The sequence below is a fragment of the Stenotrophomonas sp. 220_Sma genome (assembly GCF_056487375.1).
Genome location: NZ_CM151348.1, coordinates 2,025,734 through 2,049,467, shown reverse-complemented (window position 1 = coordinate 2,049,467; position 23,734 = coordinate 2,025,734). Strand labels below are relative to the sequence as shown.

Here is a 23,734-nt window from a genome sequence, read left to right as displayed (position 1 = left end):
GGTGATGGTACTCCGTGTCGTATTCAGCCGCACAGGACCATTGGCACGTGCCGCGCCTGCACGCACTCTTCACACTGCACTGCCTAGCTTCACGTCCCTCCCAGGGGTAATGCTCATTTCCACGTGGACGCAGCTGCTTCTACGACGTCCGTGCTGACGGACCCTTCCCGCCAACTGCGACTGCTGATCGACAGCGTGCGCGACCATGCGCTGTACCTGCTTGATCCTGATGGCATCGTCTGCAGCTGGAACCCGGGCGCGGAGCGCATCAAGGGCTATTCAGCCGGTGAAGTGGTCGGCACGCACTTTGGCCGTTTCTATCTGGCTGCCGATCGCGAAGCCGGGGAACCGCAGCGCCTGCTCCGCCTCGCAGCGCAGCACGGTCACGTCGCCAGTGAAGGCTGGCGGGTGCGCCGCGATGGCTCGTCTTTCCGTGCCAGCGTGGTCATCGAGCCGGTCGTCGAAACAGGCGAGCTGCTCGGCTTCGTCAAGATCACCCGCGACATCACCGAGCAGTGGCAGGCACAGCGGCTGCTGCGTGATGCCCAGCGTGCGCTGCGCAATACCCAACAGTTCGAGACCGTCGGCCGCCTCAGCCGCGGGCTGTCGCACGAGTTCAACAATCTGTTGACCACCATCGGCAACGCCCTGGACCTGCTGTCCCTGCGCGTGAACGGTGACGATGCACGCGCCGCCGAGCTGCTTGATGCGGCGCAGACCGCGACCGATCGTGGTGCGCTGCTGACCCGCCAGCTGCTGGCCTTCAGCACCGGCCAGACCCTGATCCGCGAACCACTGGATATCAATGCGCTGATACGGCAGTGGCTGCCGGACCTGCGACGCGCCTGCCCGCCCACGGTGGTGCTGGATGCCCAGCTGGCGCCCGGCCTGCCTGCGATCAACACCGATGCGCTGCAGCTGCAGACGGCGCTGGCCAATCTGGTCGCCAATGCCGCGGATGCTACCCTTGAAGGCGGCCGCATCCTGATCGGCACCGCGCTGGAGCATCGCCTCGACCCGGATGCGGACTCCACGCTGCAACGTGGCTATGTCACCCTCAGCGTCTGCGATGAGGGCCACGGGATGGCGGCCGACATCGCCGAACGGGCGACGGAGCCGTTCTTCACCACCAAGGACATCGGCAAAGGCAGCGGCCTGGGCCTGAGCCAGGTGTTCGGATTTACTACCCAGAGCGGCGGCTTCGTCGACGTGTCCACCACGCCCGGTGTCGGCACCACGGTCAGCCTGCTGCTCCCCGCAATGGAGGACCCTGCCGATGACCGATGACCCGATCCGCGTATTGATGGTGGAAGACCAGACCGATCTGCGTGAAATGATCGGCCTGGCCCTGCGCGACCTCGGCATCGACGTGGCCACGACCGCCGATGCGCATGAGGCCGCCGCCCTGCTGAAGGGCGAAGCGCGTTTCGACGTGGTGTTCAGTGACGTCAGCATGCCCAACGGCATGTCCGGCATCGAACTGAGCGAGCATGTGGCGCGCGAACAGCCGCAGGCGCGGATGATCCTGTCGTCCGGTTATGCGCGCTCGCAGCTGCCGCCCCTGCCGGAACAGGTGGAATTCCTGCCCAAGCCGTACCGCCTGCGCCAGCTGGTGCAGTTGTTGAAGCAGGCGTAATCCACGGTGCCCCGGCAGCAGGGCCCTGCGGTCAACCCGTCATCGCCCCCCGCTGGAACGAAGCCAGCAGCGTAGAGGCTGCCGCTGCCGGCGCCAGCCGACCGCGCGCCAGTGACCAGGTGATGCCATAGAAGCAGGTCCAGTAGAAGTCCGCGAGCCACACTGCGGTGAAACCGACGTTGAACTCTCCGGCCGCCTGACCTCTCAGGAAAAAGGCCTCGAAGCGCTCGCCGATCGGCGCCCAGCGCTCCGGCAGCAGATGCAGGTCACCCTGGCGCTGCTGCTCTTCCATCATCCGCGCGAACAGCAGCGTTACCAGTTCCCAGTCCGCCAGCAGCGTGGCGGTGACCTGCTCCAGCACGTGGTGTGCATCACCGCCCTCATCGAACCAGACCGCCGCCGCTTCCACGCGCTCGAAGCCGGCCGCGAACAGTGCCTCGTCGATCGCCTCCCGGGTGGGCGCAAACCGGTACAGGGTCGCGCGGCTGATACCCGCCCCGCGCGCGAGTTCGCTGAGGGTGCAGCGTGGATGGCTGACCAGGGTGGCCGCCAGCGCGTGGGGCAGGTCGCGGCGGGTGCGTGCTGCAGCAGGTCGCATGAAAGCGCTGAGGTGTGGGTTCGCCCTCACGCTAGCATGAATCACCAATTAATAAACTGAATCACAAATGATTCATTCGGATCACCGATGCGCTAAAACAGGGATGCGTCCGGTGCACCCGGGTCGGTGCACGGCAGGGAACGCGTCACAGGCATCGAAGGAGACAACGCCATGCTGCATCCACTACGCGATATCGCTGTGCTGTTCGACGCCAGCGACACCGGGGACCGCGTTCTCAACATCGCCGCCCATCTGGCGCAGGCACAGCAGGCCCATCTGGTCGCGGTCTCCACCGCCCAGCATCCCACCGACATCGCCAACGGCTTCGCGCGCGGTGCCGGCATCGCCGCCGCACTCGACCACGAGGCGCGCGCGGATGCCGCCTGCACCGCGCAGCTGATGCAGAACCTGCGTGCCGTGTCCGAGCCGCTGCAGATCAGCACCGAACTGCGCATCGTCTCGGACTATCTGGGCGGCGCCGACCTGGCCCTGCAGTCGCTGTACTGCGACCTGATCATCGCCGGCTATCCGCGTACTCCCGGCGCCCCTTCTGGCTGGCACCCGCTGGGAACGCTGCGCCAGACCGGCGTGCCGATGCTGCTGGTGCCACCGCATTGGCATGGCGACCAGGTCGGCCATCGCATCGTGGTGGCCTGGAATGCCAGCAAGCAGGCACGCCGTGCGGTAGCCGATGCACTGCCGTTGCTCGCACGTGCAAAAGCGGTGCACCTGCTGATGGTCGACACGCCCAAGGCCGAGGCCACACCTGGCGCCGAGATGGCCCAGCACCTGGCGCGGCACGGCGTCGAAGTAGAGATCCAGGCGATCAGTTCAAGCCAGGGCGGCGTTGCCGCGACCATCCGCCAGCACGTGCTCGATGCCGACGCCGACCTGCTGGTGCTGGGCCCCTACAGCCGCAGCCGGGTGGTCGAGCGTGTGCTCGGCGGGGTCACCGAGGATCTGCTGGCCGAAGTACCGGCGCCCTTGTTCGTGTCGCACTAGTACCGCCCTGCCCTGCCCGGCGATAGCCGGTCGGCGACTGCCCGGTGTGCCGCCGGAAGTAGCGGCACAGGTAGGATGCATCCTCGAAGCACAGGCGCTCGGCGATGCGCCCGATCGGCAATTCGCTGTAGGTCAGCAGCGCCTTGATTTCCAGCACCACCTGGCGATCAATCAACGCCTTTGGCGTTTCGTCGAAGCACTCGCGGGTCAGCTGCGAAAGATAGAACGGGGTGATGCACAGCGCGTCGGCATAGGACTGCACGTCGCGCTGGCGCGTGCTCCGCTCACCGACCAGTTCCCAGAAGTTCCAGGCCAAGCGCTCGCGTCGGCTGACCTGCGCCACGGCCACACTGCGCGCCGGCAACAGCGTTGCGAATTTGAGGAAGAACGTCTGCAGCAGGTTGCGCAGCATCACGTGACGATAGCGGCCGCCATTGTGCTGCGCATCCATCAACTGCTGCAGCCAGCCCTGCAGCAGCGGCACGTCCAGCGGCGACGGAACGCAGTGGGGCTGATCGTGCAGGAACTTGAACAGTGCATTGGGAAGCACATAGGCCACCTCCGATGCCAGCGCCTTGGGCATCAGGCAGACCACCGCCAGAAAGCCGCGTGAGCGCTGCCGCAGCAGCGCCAGCGTGTCCTCTGCCAGCACCAGCACATCGTGCCGCTGCACCGCTACCTCGCGGAAGTTCAGTGCAAAGCGCGCACGCCCCGATACGCATACCAGTACCGCCAGATAAGCGTGGCCGAACGACAACGGGACGCCCTGCCCTTCGGCCAGCGTACTGACCTCCAGGCGCATGGATTCGTCCTGGTCCAGGAGCTGGGGTACGCGATCCATCGGCCGATCCGGCTGTATTCCGGGCCCCAGCATACCCGGGCTCGACCACCCGTTGTGAAAAGTACCGAAACCATCAAGGTCCCGCTCTGGGCCGATCGCGCCTGGCGACCTAGCCTGTGCACTCTCTTTGTTCCCGTGGAATTGACATGCAGCTGCACACCAAACGCTTGATCCTTCGCCCCTGGCGCGACACCGACGCTGCCGATCTGTACGAGTACGCCCGCGACCCGCGCGTGGGCCCCATCGCCGGCTGGCCGGTGCACACCAGCGTTGAGGAAAGTACCGAAATCATCCGCACCGTCTTCAACCGGCCAGAGGTCTACGCGCTGCAGAGCCGCGAGGACGGACACGCGATCGGCTGTGTCGGCATCCTGATCGGCACCGACAGCAACTTCGAGATCAGCGATCGAGAGGGTGAGATCGCCTACTGGATCGGCGTTCCGTACTGGGGCCACGGACTGGTACCCGAAGCGGTGCGCGAAGTGATGCGGCACGCCTTCATGCAACTGGAACTGGACGCACTGTGGTGCGGCTACTTCGCTGACAACCTGCAATCGCTCAGCGCGCAGAGCAAATGCGGCTTCCAGCATCACCATACCGAAGTGAACAAGTTCAACAGCTTCCTCGGCGACTACCGCACAGAGCACATCAGCCGCATTACCCGCGAGCAATGGTTTGCCCTGCAGGCCACCTTGCCAGCATGAGCGGAGTTCAGGCCGACGTGCGCTGCATGAACAGAAGTTCCGGCGTCGAGGACGCATCAACCTGCTGGAAACCGAGGTCGCGATACAGGGCCACGGCAGCTGCGTTGTCACGATAGACGCGCAACGTGAGGCGCTGCACACCGTCTTCGCGCATGGCCTGTTCACTCAAGGCCTGCATGAGCAGCCGGCCAAGGCCGCGCCCGCGTGCCAGCGGGGAAACAATGATGCGACCCAGGTGCGCGGTGCCGGCGTCGGTCATCCAGTACTGGCCAAAGCCCAGGCACTGGCCCTGCTCGTCCAGCAGCGCCCAGCCCGGCCTCGGCCCGAGTTCGAGCACCTGCGCGAACCGTTCCTGCGGCAAGGGAAACGGCACGCCGGGGCCCGCCCAGCGCTGGGTGGCCTCGGCGGAATCAAGCCAATCGGCAATGGTGGCGTAGTGGGAAGGCTGGACGGCGCAAAGGCTTGGTTTCATGACCCGCATGGTGCGTCATTCGTGGCGGTTAGACACGCTGCATGGCGACACTTGAGTTTTGTCATAGGACAATAAACAATTCCAGGTGTCCAGCCCATTCCCCCTTCGGGAGATCCCATGTTCAAAGGCCTCAGCGCGTTTCCACTGACCCCGCTCTCTGAAGCCGGCATCGACTTTCGTGCGTTTGCCGGACTGGTCGAGCGCCTGGCGGATTCCGATGTTGATTCGATGGGCGTGCTTGGCTCCACTGGCAGCTACGCCTATCTGGAGAAGCACGAGCGCAAGCGCGTGCTGCGCGAAGCACTCGCGCACGCCGGGGGTGTTCAGGTGATCGCCGGCATCGGTGCATTGCGTACCCGCGATGTGCTGGAACTGGCCCTGGACGCCGAGGATGCAGGTGCTGCAGGCCTGCTGCTCGCCCCCGTGTCTTACCAGCCCCTGAAGGACCATGAGGTGCAAGTACTGTTCGAAACAGTATGCGCAGCGGTCCGCACGCCTATCTGCGTCTACGACAATCCGGGCACCACCCACTTTCGCTTCACCGATGCACTGCATGGCCGGATCGCCGCGCTGCCCAACATCGCTTCGATCAAGATTCCGCGCCTTGCTGATGATCCCGTCGAGGCTGACGCGCGCGTTGCTGCACTGCGTGCGTGCGTTCCCGCACATGTGACGTTGGGCGTCAGTGGTGACGCCTCGGCGGTGCGAGGGCTGCTGGCGGGGTGTGACGGCTGGTATTCGGTGACCGCCGGACTGTTCCCCGAGGTTGCGCTGCAGATCATGCGGGCCGTGGGTAGTGACGATGAAGAGGGTGCTATTGCCCTGTCTGCCCGGCTGGCGCCGCTGTGGTCCCTGTACGACCGGTTCGGCGGGATTCGCGTCATGGCCTGCGCGGCGGCACTGCTGGGACTGTGCTGCGAGGACTGCCTGCCGCTGCCGTTGCAGGGGCTGCGTGGTGGCGAGCGCGAGGAGGTGGCGGCGGTGCTGGGCGGGCTGGGGTTGTTGTAGAACCCCGGAGTGCGGCTGCCAGGCGCCTGCGGAAGATGGTGACCCCGGCCCGATTCGAACGGGCGACCTTCCCCTTAGGAGGGGGACGCTCTATCCAGCTGAGCTACGGGGCCATTGGTAGCGGGAAAGGATACCTCGTCTGGCTGAATGGACCAAGCGCGGGGCGTTCTGCAGGGCACTCGGAGTAGATATGCTGGCCCGCCGCGACCCGTTGTGAACTGGATGTCCGACGTCTGGCGAACCCTCTCCGCCCTCGGCGACAGCCGCTGGCTGCTGCCGATGGCCCAGGTGCTACTGATCACCCTGCCCCGTGCAGACGCACGCCTGAAATGGCGATGGCTGCTGGCCATCGCCGTCACCGCCGGCGTTACGCTTGCCTCAAAGCTGGCCTTCATGGGCTGGGGGATTGGCATCAAGAGCGTGCACTTCACCGGTTTCTCCGGGCATGCCGCGATGTCCAGTGTCGTCTATCCGGTCGTTGGTGTACTGCTTGCCGGCCCCGGCAAGCGCACACGGTCGATCGGCCTGGTAATCGGCGCGCTGTTGGCCACCGCCATTGCCTGGTCACGAATCCCGCTGCATGCCCATAGCCTTTCGGAAGTCATTGCCGGACTGGCTCTTGGGCTGAGCTGCAGCACTTGGGCACTGCACGCCGCATCACCCGTCGGTCGTGCCCCTGCGATGGCTGTTGTCGCTGCCGTGCTCGCGGGAATGGTCCTGCCCTTCGCCTTGCCGGACGTCCACACGCACCAACTCGTCATTGCACTAGCAAAGCTCATCTCCGGCAGGGCTGAGATCTTCCAACACTTCTGAGAATCGCCAGGGCGACCCCACATTTCCTTCACGTTCCTTGACAGGGCAAATGAATAGCAGCCAACATAGCGGTGGAAAAATTTCCCTCACGGAGTAGGAGACCCCGTAGATGAAGAAGATGATTGCCGCTCTGGCCCTGCTGGGCCTGTCCTCGCCGGTGTTCGCTCAGGATGCCCCGGCTGCCGAGCCGGCCGCCGAAGTTGCTGCCGGTGCTGAAGGCGCCGGCGCTGCCGCCACTGGCACCCTGACCACGGTTGCGACCGTTGGCATGGGCCTTGCCGCCGCCGCCGTTGTTTACAGCGTCGCCAGCGACAGCAGCAAGGACGATGCGGGCAACAACAATGGCGGTGGCACCAGCCCGCCGCCGACCGGCACCACCGGTACGACGGGCACCACCGGCACCACCGGCACCAACTGATCGGTTGACCGACGTTGTACCCCCGCCCCCGCCGGGCGTCAGTTCGGTGGGGGTTTTTTCATGCCCGTCAGGGCCAGGAAGAATTTTCCATGGACTGCAAGCGTCTCGTTGCCACGATGGCAATCGCCTTTACCCTGACCGGCTGCATGTGGGCCCCTGGCCAGCACTTGCGCTCAAGCGTACTGGCGCGCGACGACCAGCCCGTCGGCAATGACCAGATCGAGCTGATCCCCATCACGCCGAAGCTGATCGCAATGGATCGTGCGTCGAACAATGCGCGAGGCCTGCCGGCTGCATTGACGCAGTTCCGGCCGGGCCCATATCGCGTTGGTGCGGGCGACGTCCTGTACATCACGGTCTGGGACCACCCCGAACTGACCGTGCCCGCCGGTCCGCAGCAGCAGCTGAACGCAGCTGGCCGCCCCGTGCAGTCCGACGGCTCCCTGTTCTACCCTTACATCGGCAAGATCACCGCGGCAGGCAAGACGCCAGGCGAACTTCGGGAGGAATTGACCACGAAGCTGGCGCGCTACATTGAATCACCGCAGGTCGATGTCTCGCTGCTGACGTATGCGAGTCAACGCGTGTGGGTGACCGGCGCCTCGCGCCAGCCTGCTATCGTGGCACTCACCGTGGTGCCCCTCACGCTGGGCGACGCCATCAGCCAGGCCGGCCTGGACGCGACCCAGGCGGACCTATCGGGTGTACGCCTCACGCGCGATGGCACCACTTACACCATCGACCTGGATCGTCTGGGCCGCAATGGTGGTGGCGACACCAATGTGTTCCTGGCGGCCGGCGACCACATCTACGTGCCCTACTTGGATCGCAAGGAAGTGTTCGTGGTCGGCGAGGTCAATCAGCCCGGCGCACTGAACTTCAAGACCGGCGACATCTCGCTGAGCCAAGCACTTGGCCGGGCTCGCGGCCTGCTGCAGACCACCTCCAACGGCAACGCAGTGTATGTGATCCGCGGCTCCAATGATCTGCAGAGTACGCCGTCCCAGGTGTTCCATCTGGAAGCACGCTCGCCCGCCGCTTTCGCCGTCGCCAGCCAGTTCAACCTGCAGCCCGGTGACGTCGTCTTTGTCGGCGCCGCCGGCGTGACGCGCTGGAGTCGCTTCGTCAACCAGCTGTTGCCGTTCACCGCGATCATCACCAACGCCGCCAGCGCAAAGAACGATCTGGGCAACTGACGAGGTTCACCATGCGCAGGAGCGCTTTGGCCAGTCTCGCCCGTTTCGCTGGAATCCAGCTCGCCTGGACGCTGGCTGCGCTGGGCGTGCTGATGATGGCCGGATGCGGCGTAGTCGGCCGCACCAGTATTAAAACTGTGCAACTGGCCATCCAGGGCAAGCCCGATGTACAGCCCACAGCCGCCGAAGTGGCCGCGGCCCGTTATCCACAGATAAAGGTAACGGGCCCTGCCGGCGGCGCTGTCCTCGTGCTGGGTAACGTCGACGGTGAGCGTCGCGCGTGGTACAGCGCTGATCGCAGCATTGTCTATCTGGCCGATGGCCTGGTCGTCGGAACCCATAACGGCCAGCCAGAGCTGCAGGAAATGCATATCGAGGACGCGTCCCCGTTCCGGGCGCTCCACCAGGTTGCGAACGGCACAACGGTTCGCCGGCGCTACGACGTGATGCCCGGCTATCGCTTCGGCATGGAAGTCACAGGCACGCTAAACACAATGGGCCGTGAGAGCGTTGAGATTCTTGGCAGATCACGCGAATTGCTCCATGTCCGCGAACGACTGCATGGCAGCGGCTGGAGCCGCAACAACGACTACTGGGTCGATCCCACCAATGGTTTCATCTGGAAGAGTGTGCAGGCCATTGCCCCCGACACCAGCCTGGAAATCATCCAGCTCAAGCCCTATTCGCAGGACCTGAAAGCCCAATGATGCTGCGATTGACAATGCTCATGCTTGGCATCGGCATGGCTAGCGGCGTCAGTGCCGCCGCCCCCATCCAAGTAGAAGTCACTGGCAATGTCCGCAACGGCGGTAGCCAAGCAATCCCGGCCGGAACTCGCCTGAGCGTGGCTGCACTGGCCGCCATCCCTACCGAAGATGCGTATCTACTGGGCGCAGCTTTGCTGCGTCAGAGCGCCTTACAGTCACAAACGCGCTTGAAGGCGGGCCTGCTGTTCGACCTCGAGACATTGGCCGCGCAGCCCGAATCACCAGATCTTGCGGCGACTGCACGGGCCATGGCCGACAGCTTTACCAGCCTGCCAGTGACCGGTCGCGAGCCACAAATGCTTGACCCACGCGGACTGGAAGTAAGCAGGGAGCAGGATCGTCCTGCCGAAGCAGGAGACCGACTGATTTACCCTACCCGACCCGCCACGGTACAAGTGACTGGCGCCGTGACTCGGCCTTGCATGCTTCCGCACAGTTTCAGCCAAGACGCGCGCGCCTATCGGGATGCCTGCGGCGTGTTGCGCGTCGCCAGCCCGGATAGCCTGTACGTCATTCAACCGGATGGTCACGTCCAGAAGGTAGGCATCGCCCTCTGGAATCGTGGAGAACCCGCGCACCTCGCGCCTGGCGCGGTTGTATTGGTTCCGCTAAACGACGACAAGATCAAATCCGTCGCCCCCGACATCAATGAGGAGGCTGCTCGCTTCCTCGCCACCCAGGTGCTGGATGCGCCGGGAGCCTCCCTCTAATGCACCATCGCTCGATTCTGGCGCCCCCAACCCGTGTTGCCCTCGCACTTCTTAGCCTCAGCATCAGCGCCGCCCTTCATGCGGAGAGCGCACCGATTCCGACCGCCAGTGACTGGGGTGGAATTGGCCTCCTGCAGACGCCGACTGCCCGCATGGCTGACGAAGGCGAGATCGCTCTAACCGCAAGCCATACTTCCCCGTACAGCCGATACTCTGTGGTCATGCAACCAATGCCTTGGGTCGAAGGCGCTTTCCGCTACGTCTCCGTAGCGAACCGAAAGTATGGCCCGGAGTGGCTTAGCGGACGTCAGAGTTACAAGGACAAATCGATCGACCTCAAGGTGCGTCTGTTTGAGGAAACGCACTGGCTCCCAAGCGTAGCAGCCGGCATGCGAGACATAGGAGGCACCGGTCAGTTCTCCAGCGAATACATTGTGGCAAGCAAGAGGTTCGGAAGCGTCGATGCCAGTTTGGGCTTGGCGACGGGTTACATTGGGAACAGAGGCGACTTCAACAATCCGCTGGGCTGGCTTGACGCAGATTTTCGCAATCGTCCAGATCAATTCCGAGGCGTTGAAGAGGCTGGGCGCCTGAACTCAAATTCTATGTTCAAAGGGCCTGTGGGCATTTTTGGCGGGATTGCCTACCAAACCCCGTGGCACCCCCTGCAGTTGAAGCTAGAGTACGACGGCAACGACTACAAGAGCGAGCCTCAGCGAAATAACCAAAGACAGCGCCTTCCGATCAACTTCGGGGCCAGCTACCTCCTAAGTCCCAACGTGCAATTGCATGCCGGCTGGGAGCGAGGAGATGCACTCATGCTGGGGATTACACTCCGGGGCAACGTGGCAACGACCAAGTCGGCACCCAAGCTGTTGGATCCGCCACCATTTTCAGCACCTCAACGCGAGGAGCAGCACAGTCAACCTGCGGCGTATGAGAGTGTGGACTGGAAGGCATTGGCAGTCCAGCTGGAGGAGAACGCTGGCGTTCGCGTCCTGGAAATTAGCCGCCAAGGGCAAGAGGTGGTTGTTAGTGGAGAGCAACGCCGGTACTTCTATCCCAGCCAAGGTCTGGGGCGTTCCGCACGACTGCTCGACTATGCACTTCCTCAGAGTACCACTTGGTTTACTGTCAAAAACACGCGACTTGGCCTGCCCATAGTGGACACCAGCATAGAGCGCGAAGCATTCAACGCGTATCTAGATAATCGCCTGGAACTGAAACAGCTCGCTCGCCACATTGAACTCACTGCTCCAGTTAAGCAGTCGCATGAGACTTTGTACAAAGCGCCGCTCAAGCGCTTCGATGGCGCGTTCAATTTGGGATATCAGCAGTCTATCGGCGGCCCCGATGGATTCATCCTTTTCCAAATTGCCGGATCGTACTCAGCGACATTTAATTTGTCGAGGAGCACTTGGCTGAGCGGCAGCGCAAGCTATAACGCATACAACAATTACCATCGTTTCCGTTACGACGCACCCAGCGATCTCCCACGAGTGAGAACTGACATTCGAAAGTATCTCACCACCGAAGACCTGACCATCCCCAATCTTCAGCTGACCAGCACACAACAGCTTGGGCGAGACGTTTATGCTTCGGCGTACGCGGGATTATTTGAATCAATGTACGGAGGAATCGGAGGCGAGTTACTTTACCGCCCGCTCAACGAACGCTGGTCAGTTGGCGCAGAGCTCAACTGGGTAAAGCAACGCGACTTCGATCAGAGGTTCAGCTTCCGCGACTATAGTGTTACCACTGGCCATGCAACGCTCTATTACCAATGGGGCACCGAGAGAAAGATAGTAAGTGTGCTGAGCGCAGGCCGGTATCTTGCAAAGGACTGGGGCGCAACCGTCTCCGTCTCTCGCGCGTTTGATAATGGCGCCTCAATTGGTGCATACGCTACAAAGACGAATGTATCCTCTGCAGAGTTTGGTGAGGGCAGCTTCGACAAGGGCATCTACGTATCAGTGCCATTTGACTTTCTGCTACCTCGGTCAACAAGGGCGCGCGCGAATTTTGCCTGGACACCACTCTACAGAGATGGTGGCGCGCGACTCTCCAGAGGCTACAACCTCTATCAGGCCACTTCAGAACGCGATCCCGACTTCTTCTTCCGCAACCTAGGAAATATCTCGAAGTAAGCGCGCCAATCTGACAACACACACGTTGCCCAGCGTGTATCTACGAGAAGAAGACGAATCGGCTGCCGGCACCAGAGCACGGAAAAGTGATGAATCGGAAAAATTGAGCAGCGGTCAGCGTCTAAACAGGACCTTCCAAGAGGGTCGTGCTTGCTCGTAATGAGACCATGACCGAATCGGCACTGATAGGAACGTTACACCTGCAATCGTAGCAGTCATTTGTACTGCCACTTGCCGGATAAGTGCGCTGTAGACGCCAAGGAAAGAGGACACAGTGGCCCGACTCACCGCAGCACGAGGAGTCTATTCGCACCCACTCAATTGACGCTCAAAGCAGCCGTCTGAGCACCGGCGGCCCATCATTCGACAAGCAACTTGCAGATCTCATACAAGGCAAGGACAGGCGAATGTCACCTCAAACTCGCGGGCATGAAGCCGAGTTTGATTTTTGCCCATACCGACAGAAGAATCATCTGGAGGGCCAGACCAAGAGCTTGCGCTACGGCCGCCCCTACCAAGCCATAAGCTGGCACCAAAAGAAATATCGCACAGATCGTAAATGCTGCAGCAATCACATTCGCCTTCAGCGCGAGAGATGCATTGCCCGTCATATTCAGCAAGCCACCGACGGCTCCGGTAGCAACATTTACTAACTGTCCTAACGCAAGAATGCTCAGGACGGCGCCGCCGTGAGAGAAATCGCCACCAAAGAGCGACATAACCTCGCGAGGAAAGACGAACATGAGTACAAGTGCCGGAGCGCACAGTACGAGCATGACGCGAGTTGATAGCGTACAGAGCTTTCTAAGCGCGACAATTTCACCCTTCGCATAAAGCGAGGCAAATCTTGGCAAGAGTATGTTGTTACCCGCAGTGAGTACCACGGAAACTAAGGTGGCTGTTCTCAGCGCCACCGTAAATACTGCCACGTCAGATGCAGGAGCAAACATTGCCAGAACAACCTGCGCTCCCCAAGTCATCAGTAGACCAAGCGCCGCAATGCCGAACAGAGGAGCGGCCTCATGCGCAAGCTTGCGGACAGACGCAGCCTCGGCAAGCCCGACACCAATCAATCGGCGCCAGGAAAACTCACCCGCCACCGCAACCACACTCAGAGAGAGCAGGTAAAGTATAGATGCATCTAGAACCTCATGCCGCCCCGTAAAGAACTGCCACGCAAGGAACAACAACGAGAACAACGCTGCAGACACTAAATTCTGGTACGCCTGGAACTTTGCAATCAAGCCCCATCCGAGAAAGCAGTGCGCGAGCAACCAACTGATCGCAAAAGGAATTGCACCCAGCCACATTACCGCGAGAGGCAGAACCTCCGTGAGATTGTGACTTTTGAGCGCAGATAGCCCAAGGGGAAGGCCAACAAGGATGGAGATTCCGGCACCGATCGCGAGAATCTGGAAACTCGCTCTTCGAGCTTGCCGCGCCGAACTAAAGTCACCAGCGCTCTTCGCGACCCCGACTCGCCTCAAAACAGCCTGATCGCAGCCGAATTGAATGCAGATACCAACAACATTGCTGATGGTCAGGCCCAGAAAAAACGTACCCGCATCAGACGCACCAAGCGAGCGGGATACGACCAAATTGAGAACAAAACCAGAAACTCCCGCGAAAACCTTAAGCAGCAGGGAAAGCATCGTCTGCAGCAGTATTCTTCGAGTCTCCCTATCGGAAAGCCTGTGCGGGATCCTCGACACAATTGACTTCCAAGACCTGATCACCACGATTCCTGGTGCTTACTAGTGGATCGCCCCTGCTGGGCCAATGCGCCAGCAAAGGCACCCCAGATGATAGCGACTTTAGCCGAAAGTGACGCTGCGCCGAAGAACATGGTTACTGCAAGGTATAGCGCCAATGCGACCACACCACCAGCCACACCTGCCCTACAGGCCATCTTTCTATAGCCATCCAAATAAGCTACTGCCACAATGGCCAGAGGAAGGCCCATAATATTGAGCAAGTAAACATACCCAGAATCGTTTGCCTTTCCAGCAAATTCCGAGAAGCCCAACAAACCATCCAAACCATTATCACGCAAAGCAGATACCGTGAGAGAAATTCGATAATTGAATTCGCCCAACAAACTTCCGTAGAAGAACCAAATGACCAGTGAAGAAATCCATAGCGCGGCCATAGTTAAAATGAGATGAAGACGGGGAATTATCCCCCTCCCCAGCAAAGGAGTAAGCAACAGCAGGAGCAATGCTACTCGGGAGTCACTTAGAACCGTCAAAGCTATCGCACCGAAGTAGTAGAAACAAAACTCTTTTTTCGATCGCGAGAATATGCATGCAGAAGCCGCCACAAGAACCATCAGGTACCCGAGCGTCAGGGGATCTAGCATTAAGGATGCCAAGCGGTGTCCACCGGTGAAATAGCCCCCGCCAGCGCGCTCTGCACCAATATAGAAACCCGATACATCAAAGTCAGGAGCGCCATCAGCCACCCATGCCCGCGTCTCAAAGTAGTACCTACCCACTGGCAATATATCTAGAAACTGAGAGGGAAAGAACCACTCAAGAACGGCAAACATCGCATTGACGATGAACACAAGTCTAACTACAAGCCAGATATTTATGCGGATTTTTAATCCGAAAATAAGAGCCAAAGGAAGAACAAGAACGTCAAAGAAAGCCTTTGGTGAAGATACTTTTCCGACTAGAAGGGAGTAACCAACAGCCAGGACAAGAAGAAGAATCAGGACCAAGTCAACAGCCCGCAGACCACCACGAATAGCTATGACTACAGCGAACATCGAAAAGAGAAGCGCCTGAACTACCGCTACGTATGTATTGGTAACTTGCACACCCGCGCCCAGCGCTGCGCAGAGCAAAGCATTGAAAAATACGAACGCGATGACCAGCCACTCGGCTACACCAAATGGGACGCGCTTAGCCGATACGCTAGACACTGCGCACCAATCTGCCTTTCGCGAAGAATGCATCTCGCATCTTGGTCTGCGCTGGTTTCTCAAACTGAGTGAAGACAACAAGCGAAAGACCGATAAGAATGGCGTAGAAGATCAACAGAGACTGCCAGGTATAGAACACGGCAATGCCCAGCCCGAACACCGGCATGATCAAGTGCGCAATTAACTGAAGCGGGAAGTGCGTTAAATACGACGCATAAGAGATGTCTCCGACCCAAGAAACTGATCGCAAGGAGATCAATTTCGCAAAGTCTATACCAACAACCGAATAGACTGTAACAGGGAAAAGCCAGAAACTAGTAAATACTCTTGACAAGTATTTCGTGTTTTCGGAAAGGATCGATGGAAAACCGAGGATGTTCGACGCCGCCTCCCATGAGCCACGGGATACGAACTGGATCGTAACTATCCAGCTGATTGCTGCCACAGCAAGCCAGGCGAGTGAGGCAGCTTGATTCCGGACCGGAAATCGAGCCACAAGCAGATGAACTCCACCGCCAACAAAGAAAAGCAGCAGCGCCTTCGCCAGAGGCGGATTAAAACCAGCCGCATTAAACGCCAGTGACAGCATCAGTGGAATGACAATGCGCAAGATTTTGCCACGAATCAGAAAAGCAACGAGAAAGAAAGCCCCATAGGAAGCGACTTCGACTGAAACAGACCAAATTGGCCCATTGAAGGAGTCACCAGCCTGAAAACCCCAGTGCGACGCAAAGAAAATATTTAGTATGAAATGAAGTGCATCGTTGTACTGATACACAAAATACTCACCCGTTCTGGACAGACATGCCCACTGCAGAACCAGCACCAGAATCAGTGTTGCAAAGTGCAGTGGATAAAGCCTCGACAACCTCAACCAGGCAAACCTTCCAAATGAAATCGCACGATCTCGAATAACGTCGACATAGAGCCAGAAGAACACAAATCCAGAAACAACAAAGAAATAGTCTACGGCAATCCATCCGTAGTCATAGAGCGGCCACAGCCATGAATAACCGGGGAAGGATTGAGAACTTACGCCTTCGGGCAGTGATCCGCCAACATAGAAAAAGTGTCGCCAATGAGAGAAGACGACCGCCAAGGCGGCAAGGCCCCGAGTTACATCAAGCGCGTACAGTCGTTCATCTTTCATAAGTCGAATTCTCAACCAAGGAGTTTGGCACTATGCGCTTGCGGACGGCACTAGCGATCCCTTCCCATGAATACTCATCCATTAGGCGTGACCTCTGCTCCGCGAGCAATTCGGCCCTCAGGGCACTATTTCGCAGCCGATCTATTAGTGGCAAAGCTTCGCCTGGACGATATGCATCGAAGACTTGTGCTTTGCCGACCAGGCTGGGGATGAAGCCTGCACTACTACCAATGGCGGGCGTGCCGCAAAATACACTTTCAACCACGACTCTGCCGAATTGCTCTACCCAGTTCGGCGACGGAATACTTGGCAAGATGAATATATCAATCGACGAATAGAAGGAAACCAACTCGTCCTTATCGAGCTTTGGATAGAGTATTACGCCTCTTGCCGCAAGGGATGCGGCCAGCTCCTCGTCCCATACTGGCCCACACGCGACGGCGGATACTCCAGGCATTGCAGCGATCGCCCCCAGAATTTCAACGCCTTTGTACCCCCAAATTCGACCCGCATAACCCACCACGAGGGTTCCAGACGCGGGAAAACCAGTGAGTTCCTCCCTGGCGTCTACACCTTTGTCGTAAAACGTTCTGCTTGAAACTCCATTTCCCAAGCGCTGAACAAGCTTTGAATCTGGGCAACCACGAAACCTCAGCACGCTACGCACGTCGTCATTACGATAAAAAATTCCGCTCGTGCGCCGATAGACGTAGCGTTCGAATGGATTTAGACCACCAAAATTCAGTCGCTTATTAATTACAGCTGCGTCAAGATAGATGGCACTTTCTCTACAGAAGAGCACGAGCAGGAACGCTAGCAACGAGTGAGGCTCTTGATGAACATAGATAGTTTCGAATCGACCCCGCCATGCTCGCCAAAGCAGCGAGAATGAGAAAACTGTTAGCCAGTGTGCAGCGAAGATGGGTCGGAAGAGCTCAAAAACAAAATTCCCATGATCAAGTACAGGCTTTGAGAAACTGACGCCCTGGAATTCCTTGAATCCATAGACCGTGAGCTCAAAGTGCTCCGAGAGAGCATGAAAGCGATCCACGTAAAGCGGATTCCCGGCCTCATGCCAGACCAGCAACATGCGCGATTGAGAACTGGACGAGTCTCTCATTTCAAAAATGCCTTGCGAAATATCTGTAGATTTCCTGCATACCGAGGCAAGAGCCGCTTAGGATCTTGGAGCATGCGGTACAACCATTCAGCACCGATCGCCGACATCCAGCGCGGAGCTCGCTTCACATCGCCAACAGCAAAGCTCACCGCAGCCCCACAGCAGACAGCGACACCCGAATCTAGAATGGAGGCGAGATGACGAGCGACAATCTCTTGCCTTGGAGATCCAACAGCGAGAAGAATGAGGCTCGCATCAAAGGCTTTAATCGCCTTCAACACGCGATCCATCTCCTCCGCCTCGTGCTCAAAGCCGAATGGCGGCGACATCACCCCAACGTGTCTCAGTCCAAATCGAGAGCTCACGGCGGGCCCTAGATCATCGTGCGAACCGAGAACAAACACTCGTCGATCCTTGGGAATCTCGCTCAGAATTGCGAAAACCAAATCACTCCCGCGGACGACATTTTTTACAGGAGCGCCTTTCAGCGTGGCAATGTATTGAAGAATTTTGCTATCGCAGACGCAGAGGTCAGCTTCTTCATAAAGGCGACGCATCTCGACGTCATCATAAATTCGGCACATGTGATCGACGTTAGGCGTGACTACGTATCGAAACTTACCAAGCTCCAAGCACAGGCGAACCACCTCAGGCAGGGGAAAATCATCGATGCCTATTGGAAAAACACTATGCGGCCTCATTTTCGATCATCCTTATCAGCTTTCGCGCCGAGGCGGTCCAAGAGTACTGCGCTGAACGCTCGCGCAGGCGCTCCTGCTTTTCCAGGGGTGTCTCAACAATGGAACGCTCCACCTCGGCGGACCACTTATTGATATCGTACCCATCAACTAACGTACCAACACCGCTGACAATCTCAGTGATGGCAGAGTTATTTGCGGCAACTACGGGTCGACCGTAGAACATAGCCTCAATGAGAGGAATTCCAAACCCCTCCTCAATCGAGGGGAAGACGAATGTTCGACAGTGTTTGTAGTAAGAAGCAAGTTCAGAGTCGGAAGAGTTTGTTATCAGATGAATGCGGCTACAGAATTGAGATTTGTCGCAAAGCTCACGCAGCCCAGCATAGGCCCAGCCTCGCCTGCCACAGATCACCAAGTTGAGATCTCCATCTGACTTAGCGAGGTGCTCGAAAACCGCGACTAAGAAGGGGAAATTCTTTCTAGGTTCAATGGTACCGACCGAAAGTACATACTTATCGATACTTGGCGCGGGCCCTGGATCTGCTAGCCGACCAGAGACAGCGTTGGGAACGACCTCTATTTTCCCAAGCAGTCCAGGGAAGAGCTTAGTGAGTCTACTCTTTGAGAACGACGAAACAGTTGCAATTCTTCTGTATCGCATAAGCCAGGCCCTCTCCAGCGGCTTGAGATAGAGCCTCGCCTTGCGGGATAGCGTGGACGACTTGTCCCAATATACGGTGTCGTGGATTACACGAAATACTGAAAGATTACGAATCAGCAAACACAGCGGGCTTGGAGGAAAACTCGGAAAGACGATCTTGGTGGCACGCAGCTTCCAGATCGCGAATGGGACGCCGAAGAGCTGATTGAGCACCTTGGATCTGAACGGCAGAGCGTGGACTCTGCCAATAGAAACGAGTGCAGCGCCCCCCCTTGGAACCAGAGCAATCACTGCATCCGGAGCCAGGCCAGCCGCCGCCTCATAGATTTCGATTGAAAATCGCTCAACACCACTGATGCGCCGATCAGCAATGAATGAAAGGTCAAAAATTGTAATCGAACCCACGTCGCCTCCCTGCCTTAAATCTCAGTCCCGCAGCTAAAATGCGCAACTGGTGATCGAAAACCACCAGCTGAAAATACGAAGTGCGGGACTTAACCGAGATCAATGAGATGTCGATTTGTACTCGTAGTACCCGTAGCTGTAATAGCCCGTGGCGCGTCGCTGGACAGCATTGAAAATGGCGCCCTTGACACGGACATTGTTTTGTTCAAAGCGGCGCTTAGCGAGAGCAAGCTCTTTTGCTTGATTCAATCCAAACCTTGCGACCATCAGACATGTACCAGCCTGGTGCCCTATGATCGCAGCATCAGTCACAGCCAGAATTGGGGGAGTATCAACAATAACCAAGTCGTAATGCGGCGAGAGATCTTCAAGAAGGCGCGTGAAATTCGAATGCATCAAAAGCTCTGATGGATTCGGCGGAACCTCGCCACGTGAAATAAAGCTGAGATTATCGATACCAGGGAGAGCGCGAACAACCTCACCTGCAGTTGCAGTTTCAGCGAGCAAGTCCGAAAGCCCCGGGGTCTGCGACACTCCGAGAGCCTTATGCAAAGTCCCCTTACGCATATCAGCATCAATGATTAGGACACGCTGCCCCGCCTGTGCAATCACTGCGGCGAGGTTTGAAGAGACAAATGTCTTACCAGCATTCGGGCTGGCACCAGAGATGAGCACAATATTATTCTTTGCCTCCAAGCGCGCAAAGTGCAAACTAGTCCGGAGACTCCGGACAGCCTCTACAGCCAAGTCAGCAGGATCCTTTACGGCCAGCAAGTGGAGCTTGCCATCGCCTCGGAACTTGCCACGCACAGAGTCGCTTTGCTGTTGCGCGCTAACGGGAATCGATGCGTAAACAGGCAGTCCTAGCTCCTCAATCTGTGCCGGATCTTCAACCCCTCTATTGAGCATTTGCTTCAGAAGCACCAATGCAATAGAAAGGAACAGACCCAGCACTGTTCCTATCAGCATTACCATCGGCTTGCGAGGCTTCACTGGCGTGGTCGAGTCCACTTCAGCCGAGTCGACGATTCGCACATTACCGACGGTGCCTGCCCGCGCGACATCGAGCTGCTGAGCCTGGTTAAGCATGCCGGTGTACATCTCATTACTAACCTGCAAATCTCGTGTCAAACGCAACAGCTCCTGCTGCGCTTCAGGCAATTGCTTCACCTGCCCCTGGAAACTGTTCTTTCTTCCTTCCAACTCGCCAATCTGGCGCATCAACGCCTGATATGCAGGGTGATCACGGGTGAATTTCCGATCCATCTCAGCTTGCTGGAGGCGAAGCTGCTGGATACTCGTCTCGACAGCCACCTCTTGATCGAGTAAGCCCTTAGTCTGAAGAGTAAGGTCAACGGAGTTGGCGCGGGTTTGATAGGCGCTAAGTGCCTTCTGGGCTGCGTCAACCTGATTCCTGATACTCGGAAGCTGCTCCTTGACAAAGGTAAGCTGTGCCGAAGCCTCTGCAGAATTTCGCTCGACATTCTGCCGAACGTATGCCGAGGCAATCTGTTGCAGGAAGTTGCGGGCGAGATCGGGGTCCGAATTCTCGTACCCCAGAGTAAGAATCCCAGAATCCTTACCTGCTTCGCCAACCGCAATTAACTTCTGCAGGTCGCTTACGACCGCAAGGCTCCGATGCTTTACAACTTCAAATCGCATCCCCGAGTGTGCCCGCATCTCGGCAACCTGCATCACTACACCTGCCTTTGAAGCCAGCTTCCCCACCTGGCCAGTCAGCAATTGATTACCGGAATCGTCCTCCAGCTCGTAACTCCCATTTTCACCTGCAACAAGAGTCAGTGGCTTGCCAATCAAATGGCGCGGGACATTCAACTGGAAGACGTCAAGCCGCTCTCCACCCCAGCCGAATCGCGACATGCCGAATCGGACGCCAGCCAAGCCGTCGGGGTTTGCACTTTCAGAGCGGCGTGCAAAATAACCACCGATCAACGGGAAACGATTCGGCTCCACTGCCACATCGAGCTTCAACGCTTCGACAGCACTACCAACTACCGCGCGCGAGGTAATCAGGGCAATTTCTGTAGTCGCCTCGGCAGCGCCACCTCCCATTCCGAGTGACTGACTGATATCTGAAAGCCCGGGCAGGCTAGGAACCTTGGGCTCTACCTGGACAATTGCATCCGCTCGATAGATCGGCGTCGAGAGGACTGCGAAAACCGCAGAAATGACGAAGAAGGCGCAGGTAACCCCTGCGATCAACCACTTATGGTCAATCAAAGTGCCAAGCAACTGTCGCAGGTCAATTTCATCGGTATCGCCCTGCGTCGGACTACGGGGATCGGTGGTCATCAGTAAACGCTCTTCAATTGCGTACGGGTTGAGGACTGAGGGAAAAGAAAGTGCAGCAGCACTACAAGTGCCGCGCCCAACTCTCAACACCCTCAGCCATCAACTTGTATACGTGCTCAAACGCCGGCCGCTGCTGCCGGTACGGGTCAGGAATTTCCTGCTCTTGCTGCCACTTGCCCAGCAGAAACGTCTTGCCCGAGGCCTGCGGCGCGATTTCGGCAATTCGGCGCACGTGCTTGCGCTCCATGGTCAGCACCAGGTCGGCCGCTCCCAGGATGGCGTCATCGATCTGCCGGGCGCGGTGCGCCAGGCCGTCCATGCCCTGCTCCGCCAGCAATTCCTGTGCCGTGGCATCAATGCCATGGCCGATCAGTGCCCCTAGTCCTGCGGAGGAGATCTGGATGCCCTTGCCGGCGACGGCCTGCCTCAGCATGACTTCGGCCGAAGGACTGCGGCAGATGTTGCCGACACATACGAATAGAACATTCTTGAACACTGACTTCGATCCTGTGGCATTCCATGCAGCGCCACGGCCCCAAAGTGGGGCGGCGGCAGCCATACAGGATACCTTACGATGACGTTACAAGCGATGAAATGACCAGTAAATTCATGGCATTACGTCGCACTTCCCCAACCAGCGACGCGTCAATAAGCCGACTTCTGGCCCAACACCTTGAATGCCGTCATCACGATGATGCGCACATCCAAAGTCGGACTCCAGCGCCGGATGTAATCGATGTCGTACTGGACGCGCTTCTTCATCGAGCGCAGCTCCGGCGTCTCGCCACGCAACCCATGCACCTGCGCCCAGCCTGTGATTCCCGGCTTGACGTAGTGGCGGTGCATGTAGCGTTCGATCACCCGCTCGTAGTGGTTGTTGTGCTGGATCGCGTGCGGTCGCGGCCCCACCACCGACATGTTCCCACCCAGTACATTGAAGAACTGCGGCAGCTCGTCCAGGCTGCTGCGGCGCAGGAAGGCGCCAAACCGGGTGACGCGCGGATCACCCCGCGTTGCCTGGGTGATCCGCCCCTCCCCCTCCGCGTGCACACGCATGGAGCGGAACTTGAGCATCCAGAACTCTTTACCGCCAAGGCCATGACGTTTCTGCCGGAAAAGCACCGGCCCCGGTGAGCTCAGCTTCACGCCGATGGCCAGCACGGCAAACAGCGGTGCCAGAAGGATCACCGCAATGCCTGCCACAACGATGTCCTCAACCCGCTTGAACAGGCGGAAGCGATGATCCACCAGACCCTGGCGTACGCCGATCATCGGCACGTCACCCACCTGGTGTACGCCGGGATTCAACGCACCCAGCCCCGTGGTATCCGGAATCAGGCGCACCGGCACCGGAAATCGCTCGATCTGCTTGAGCATGTCCTTGATCGCGGCCGCGTGCCCCATCGGCATCGACACCCAGACCTGATCGAATTCGCCGCGGTGCTGATCCATGTACTGCGGGACGTCTTCCAGTCGCCCCAGCCGGCACGGCGCGTCCCCACCGCGACGGGTGGCGATATCGCCCGCACTGGCGAAATAGCCGATGACGTCTTTGCCAAGCTCTGGTTTCCCACGCAGCAGACGGTGCAGCCTCAAGGCAGGCGCCCGCAGCCCGACCAGCAGGATCCGCTCATGATCCATCCCGCGTGAACGCAAGCGATGCAACTGCACTCTCAGCAATACGCGCAGTGCAGCCATGGAGCCCAGGCCAAAGGCATACCAGCCGATCAGCCAGGTAGAGGGGACCGCATCGGCAAGTCCGACCAGGACGACGTAGAGCGAGAACAACGCGAAGGTGGCAGACCACGCCAGCAGCAACAACCAGAGATCAGCGAGAAGTCCGCGCATCCGCCAGTTGCGATAAACCGGCGCCACCGAGAAGCAGATGACTGCGCTGAGGATCAATGCACCAAACACGATGCGCTGGGAGGAATCCGGGGCCCCTGCCCCAGACATCAGGATGTGGGAGAGCACTGCCATACCCGGCAGCAGCAACAGATCGCCCAGGCGCAACCCCAATTCGAGGGCGGCTCGGGCCTCGACGCGGCGGCGACCCGCCCGGGCCCGCTCTGCGGGAAGGTCTTCTACTGATCCATGTAGCAAAGCACTTCTCCAATACCTGCTCGACCGGACGCCGGAGCGTCCG

Annotated in this window: 23 protein-coding genes and 1 tRNA gene; 11 read left to right on the top strand and 13 right to left on the bottom strand. The window is 58.7% G+C overall.

The features are described from left to right. The first annotated feature begins 123 nt into the window (after positions 1–123). Positions 124–1,287 carry a two-component system sensor histidine kinase NtrB gene (locus ACZLIB_RS09715; protein WP_478469722.1) on the top strand — a complete coding sequence of 388 codons (1,164 nt, stop codon included), beginning with the start codon at positions 124–126 and terminating at the stop codon, positions 1,285–1,287. Further along, entirely contained in the window at positions 1,277–1,636 is a 360-nt protein-coding gene (locus ACZLIB_RS09710; protein ID WP_010482617.1) for a response regulator, read from the top strand. The genes ACZLIB_RS09715 and ACZLIB_RS09710 overlap by 11 nt, the downstream gene beginning before the upstream one ends. A 31-nt stretch (positions 1,637–1,667) precedes the next feature. Here the strand turns inward: ACZLIB_RS09710 and ACZLIB_RS09705 are convergent, their stop codons facing one another. Beyond that, entirely contained in the window at positions 1,668–2,234 is a 567-nt protein-coding gene (locus ACZLIB_RS09705; RefSeq protein ID WP_049421338.1) for a TetR/AcrR family transcriptional regulator, read from the bottom strand. Between the two features lie 171 nt (positions 2,235–2,405). Here ACZLIB_RS09705 and ACZLIB_RS09700 point away from each other — a divergent pair, with 171 nt between their 5' ends. Continuing rightward, positions 2,406–3,236 (top strand): universal stress protein, encoded by an 831-nt coding sequence (locus ACZLIB_RS09700; RefSeq protein ID WP_032127431.1) that lies wholly within the window; start codon positions 2,406–2,408, stop codon positions 3,234–3,236. Here ACZLIB_RS09700 and ACZLIB_RS09695 read toward each other — a convergent pair. Then, the gene (locus ACZLIB_RS09695) at positions 3,184–4,077 is read right to left on the bottom strand and encodes a helix-turn-helix domain-containing protein (protein ID WP_478469721.1); all 894 of its coding nucleotides are present in this window, start codon (positions 4,075–4,077) and stop codon (positions 3,184–3,186) included. The genes ACZLIB_RS09700 and ACZLIB_RS09695 overlap by 53 nt on opposite strands. A gap of 146 nt (positions 4,078–4,223) precedes the next feature. Between ACZLIB_RS09695 and ACZLIB_RS09690 the strand changes: the two genes are divergently transcribed. Further along, a complete protein-coding gene (locus ACZLIB_RS09690) occupies positions 4,224–4,781 on the top strand; it encodes a GNAT family N-acetyltransferase (RefSeq protein WP_478469720.1) in 558 nt (185 codons plus the stop codon). A 7-nt stretch (positions 4,782–4,788) separates the two neighbouring features. Here ACZLIB_RS09690 and ACZLIB_RS09685 read toward each other — a convergent pair whose 3' ends face one another. After that, positions 4,789–5,262, bottom strand: a complete 474-nt coding sequence (locus tag ACZLIB_RS09685) for a GNAT family N-acetyltransferase (protein WP_478469719.1) — start codon at positions 5,260–5,262, stop codon at positions 4,789–4,791. Positions 5,263–5,370: 108 nt separating this feature from the next. On the opposite strand from ACZLIB_RS09685, the gene ACZLIB_RS09680 reads away from it, so the two are divergent. Beyond that, on the top strand, positions 5,371–6,261 hold the full coding sequence (locus ACZLIB_RS09680) for a dihydrodipicolinate synthase family protein (RefSeq protein ID WP_478469717.1): 891 nt from the start codon (positions 5,371–5,373) through the stop codon (positions 6,259–6,261). Between the two features lie 36 nt (positions 6,262–6,297). On the opposite strand, the gene ACZLIB_RS09675 is transcribed toward ACZLIB_RS09680, so the two are convergent. Then, positions 6,298–6,374, bottom strand: a tRNA-Arg gene (locus ACZLIB_RS09675). Positions 6,375–6,483: 109 nt separating this feature from the next. Between ACZLIB_RS09675 and ACZLIB_RS09670 the strand changes: the two genes are divergently transcribed. From ACZLIB_RS09670 to ACZLIB_RS09645, 6 genes are all read left to right on the top strand, one after another. Continuing rightward, entirely contained in the window at positions 6,484–7,074 is a 591-nt protein-coding gene (locus tag ACZLIB_RS09670; RefSeq protein ID WP_478469716.1) for a phosphatase PAP2 family protein, read from the top strand. A gap of 109 nt (positions 7,075–7,183) precedes the next feature. After that, positions 7,184–7,492 (top strand): hypothetical protein, encoded by a 309-nt coding sequence (locus tag ACZLIB_RS09665; RefSeq protein WP_182267693.1) that lies wholly within the window; start codon positions 7,184–7,186, stop codon positions 7,490–7,492. 89 nt (positions 7,493–7,581) lie between these two features. Further along, on the top strand, positions 7,582–8,688 hold the full coding sequence (locus ACZLIB_RS09660; RefSeq protein WP_182267692.1) for a polysaccharide biosynthesis/export family protein: 1,107 nt from the start codon (positions 7,582–7,584) through the stop codon (positions 8,686–8,688). 26 nt (positions 8,689–8,714) lie between these two features. Beyond that, the gene (locus ACZLIB_RS09655; RefSeq protein WP_232528329.1) at positions 8,715–9,395 is read left to right on the top strand and encodes a YjbF family lipoprotein; all 681 of its coding nucleotides are present in this window, start codon (positions 8,715–8,717) and stop codon (positions 9,393–9,395) included. Further along, a complete protein-coding gene (locus tag ACZLIB_RS09650; protein WP_182267691.1) occupies positions 9,392–10,165 on the top strand; it encodes a capsule biosynthesis GfcC family protein in 774 nt (257 codons plus the stop codon). The genes ACZLIB_RS09655 and ACZLIB_RS09650 overlap by 4 nt, the downstream gene beginning before the upstream one ends. Further along, positions 10,165–12,312, top strand: coding sequence for a YjbH domain-containing protein (locus tag ACZLIB_RS09645; protein ID WP_182267690.1), 2,148 nt, complete (start codon positions 10,165–10,167; stop codon positions 12,310–12,312). Before ACZLIB_RS09650 ends, ACZLIB_RS09645 begins: the two co-directional genes overlap by 1 nt. A gap of 410 nt (positions 12,313–12,722) precedes the next feature. Here the strand turns inward: ACZLIB_RS09645 and ACZLIB_RS09640 are convergent, their stop codons facing one another. The 9 genes from ACZLIB_RS09640 to ACZLIB_RS09600 all read right to left on the bottom strand — a co-directional run bounded on the left by ACZLIB_RS09640 (position 12,723) and on the right by ACZLIB_RS09600 (position 23,601). Next, positions 12,723–13,964: an MATE family efflux transporter gene (locus ACZLIB_RS09640; RefSeq protein WP_182267689.1), complete on the bottom strand. Its 1,242-nt coding sequence runs from the start codon at positions 13,962–13,964 to the stop codon at positions 12,723–12,725. Positions 13,965–14,044: 80 nt separating this feature from the next. Then, positions 14,045–15,238, bottom strand: a complete 1,194-nt coding sequence (locus tag ACZLIB_RS09635; protein ID WP_182267688.1) for a hypothetical protein — start codon at positions 15,236–15,238, stop codon at positions 14,045–14,047. Next, complete coding sequence (locus ACZLIB_RS09630) at positions 15,231–16,388, bottom strand: acyltransferase family protein (protein ID WP_182267687.1); 1,158 nt, start codon at positions 16,386–16,388, stop codon at positions 15,231–15,233. The genes ACZLIB_RS09635 and ACZLIB_RS09630 overlap by 8 nt, the downstream gene beginning before the upstream one ends. After that, positions 16,378–17,478: a glycosyltransferase family 4 protein gene (locus ACZLIB_RS09625; protein WP_182267686.1), complete on the bottom strand. Its 1,101-nt coding sequence runs from the start codon at positions 17,476–17,478 to the stop codon at positions 16,378–16,380. The genes ACZLIB_RS09630 and ACZLIB_RS09625 overlap by 11 nt, the downstream gene beginning before the upstream one ends. Before the next feature lie 26 nt (positions 17,479–17,504). After that, the gene (locus ACZLIB_RS09620) at positions 17,505–18,209 is read right to left on the bottom strand and encodes a WecB/TagA/CpsF family glycosyltransferase (protein WP_478469714.1); all 705 of its coding nucleotides are present in this window, start codon (positions 18,207–18,209) and stop codon (positions 17,505–17,507) included. Then, positions 18,196–19,275 carry a glycosyltransferase family 4 protein gene (locus ACZLIB_RS09615; protein ID WP_182267684.1) on the bottom strand — a complete coding sequence of 360 codons (1,080 nt, stop codon included), beginning with the start codon at positions 19,273–19,275 and terminating at the stop codon, positions 18,196–18,198. Before ACZLIB_RS09615 ends, ACZLIB_RS09620 begins: the two co-directional genes overlap by 14 nt. Before the next feature lie 99 nt (positions 19,276–19,374). Continuing rightward, positions 19,375–21,588 (bottom strand): polysaccharide biosynthesis tyrosine autokinase, encoded by a 2,214-nt coding sequence (locus tag ACZLIB_RS09610; RefSeq protein WP_182267683.1) that lies wholly within the window; start codon positions 21,586–21,588, stop codon positions 19,375–19,377. Between the two features lie 61 nt (positions 21,589–21,649). Then, positions 21,650–22,084 carry a low molecular weight protein-tyrosine-phosphatase gene (locus tag ACZLIB_RS09605; protein WP_134951083.1) on the bottom strand — a complete coding sequence of 145 codons (435 nt, stop codon included), beginning with the start codon at positions 22,082–22,084 and terminating at the stop codon, positions 21,650–21,652. Positions 22,085–22,233: 149 nt separating this feature from the next. Next, on the bottom strand, positions 22,234–23,601 hold the full coding sequence (locus ACZLIB_RS09600) for an undecaprenyl-phosphate glucose phosphotransferase (protein WP_478469712.1): 1,368 nt from the start codon (positions 23,599–23,601) through the stop codon (positions 22,234–22,236). Between the last annotated feature and the right edge of the window lie 133 nt (positions 23,602–23,734).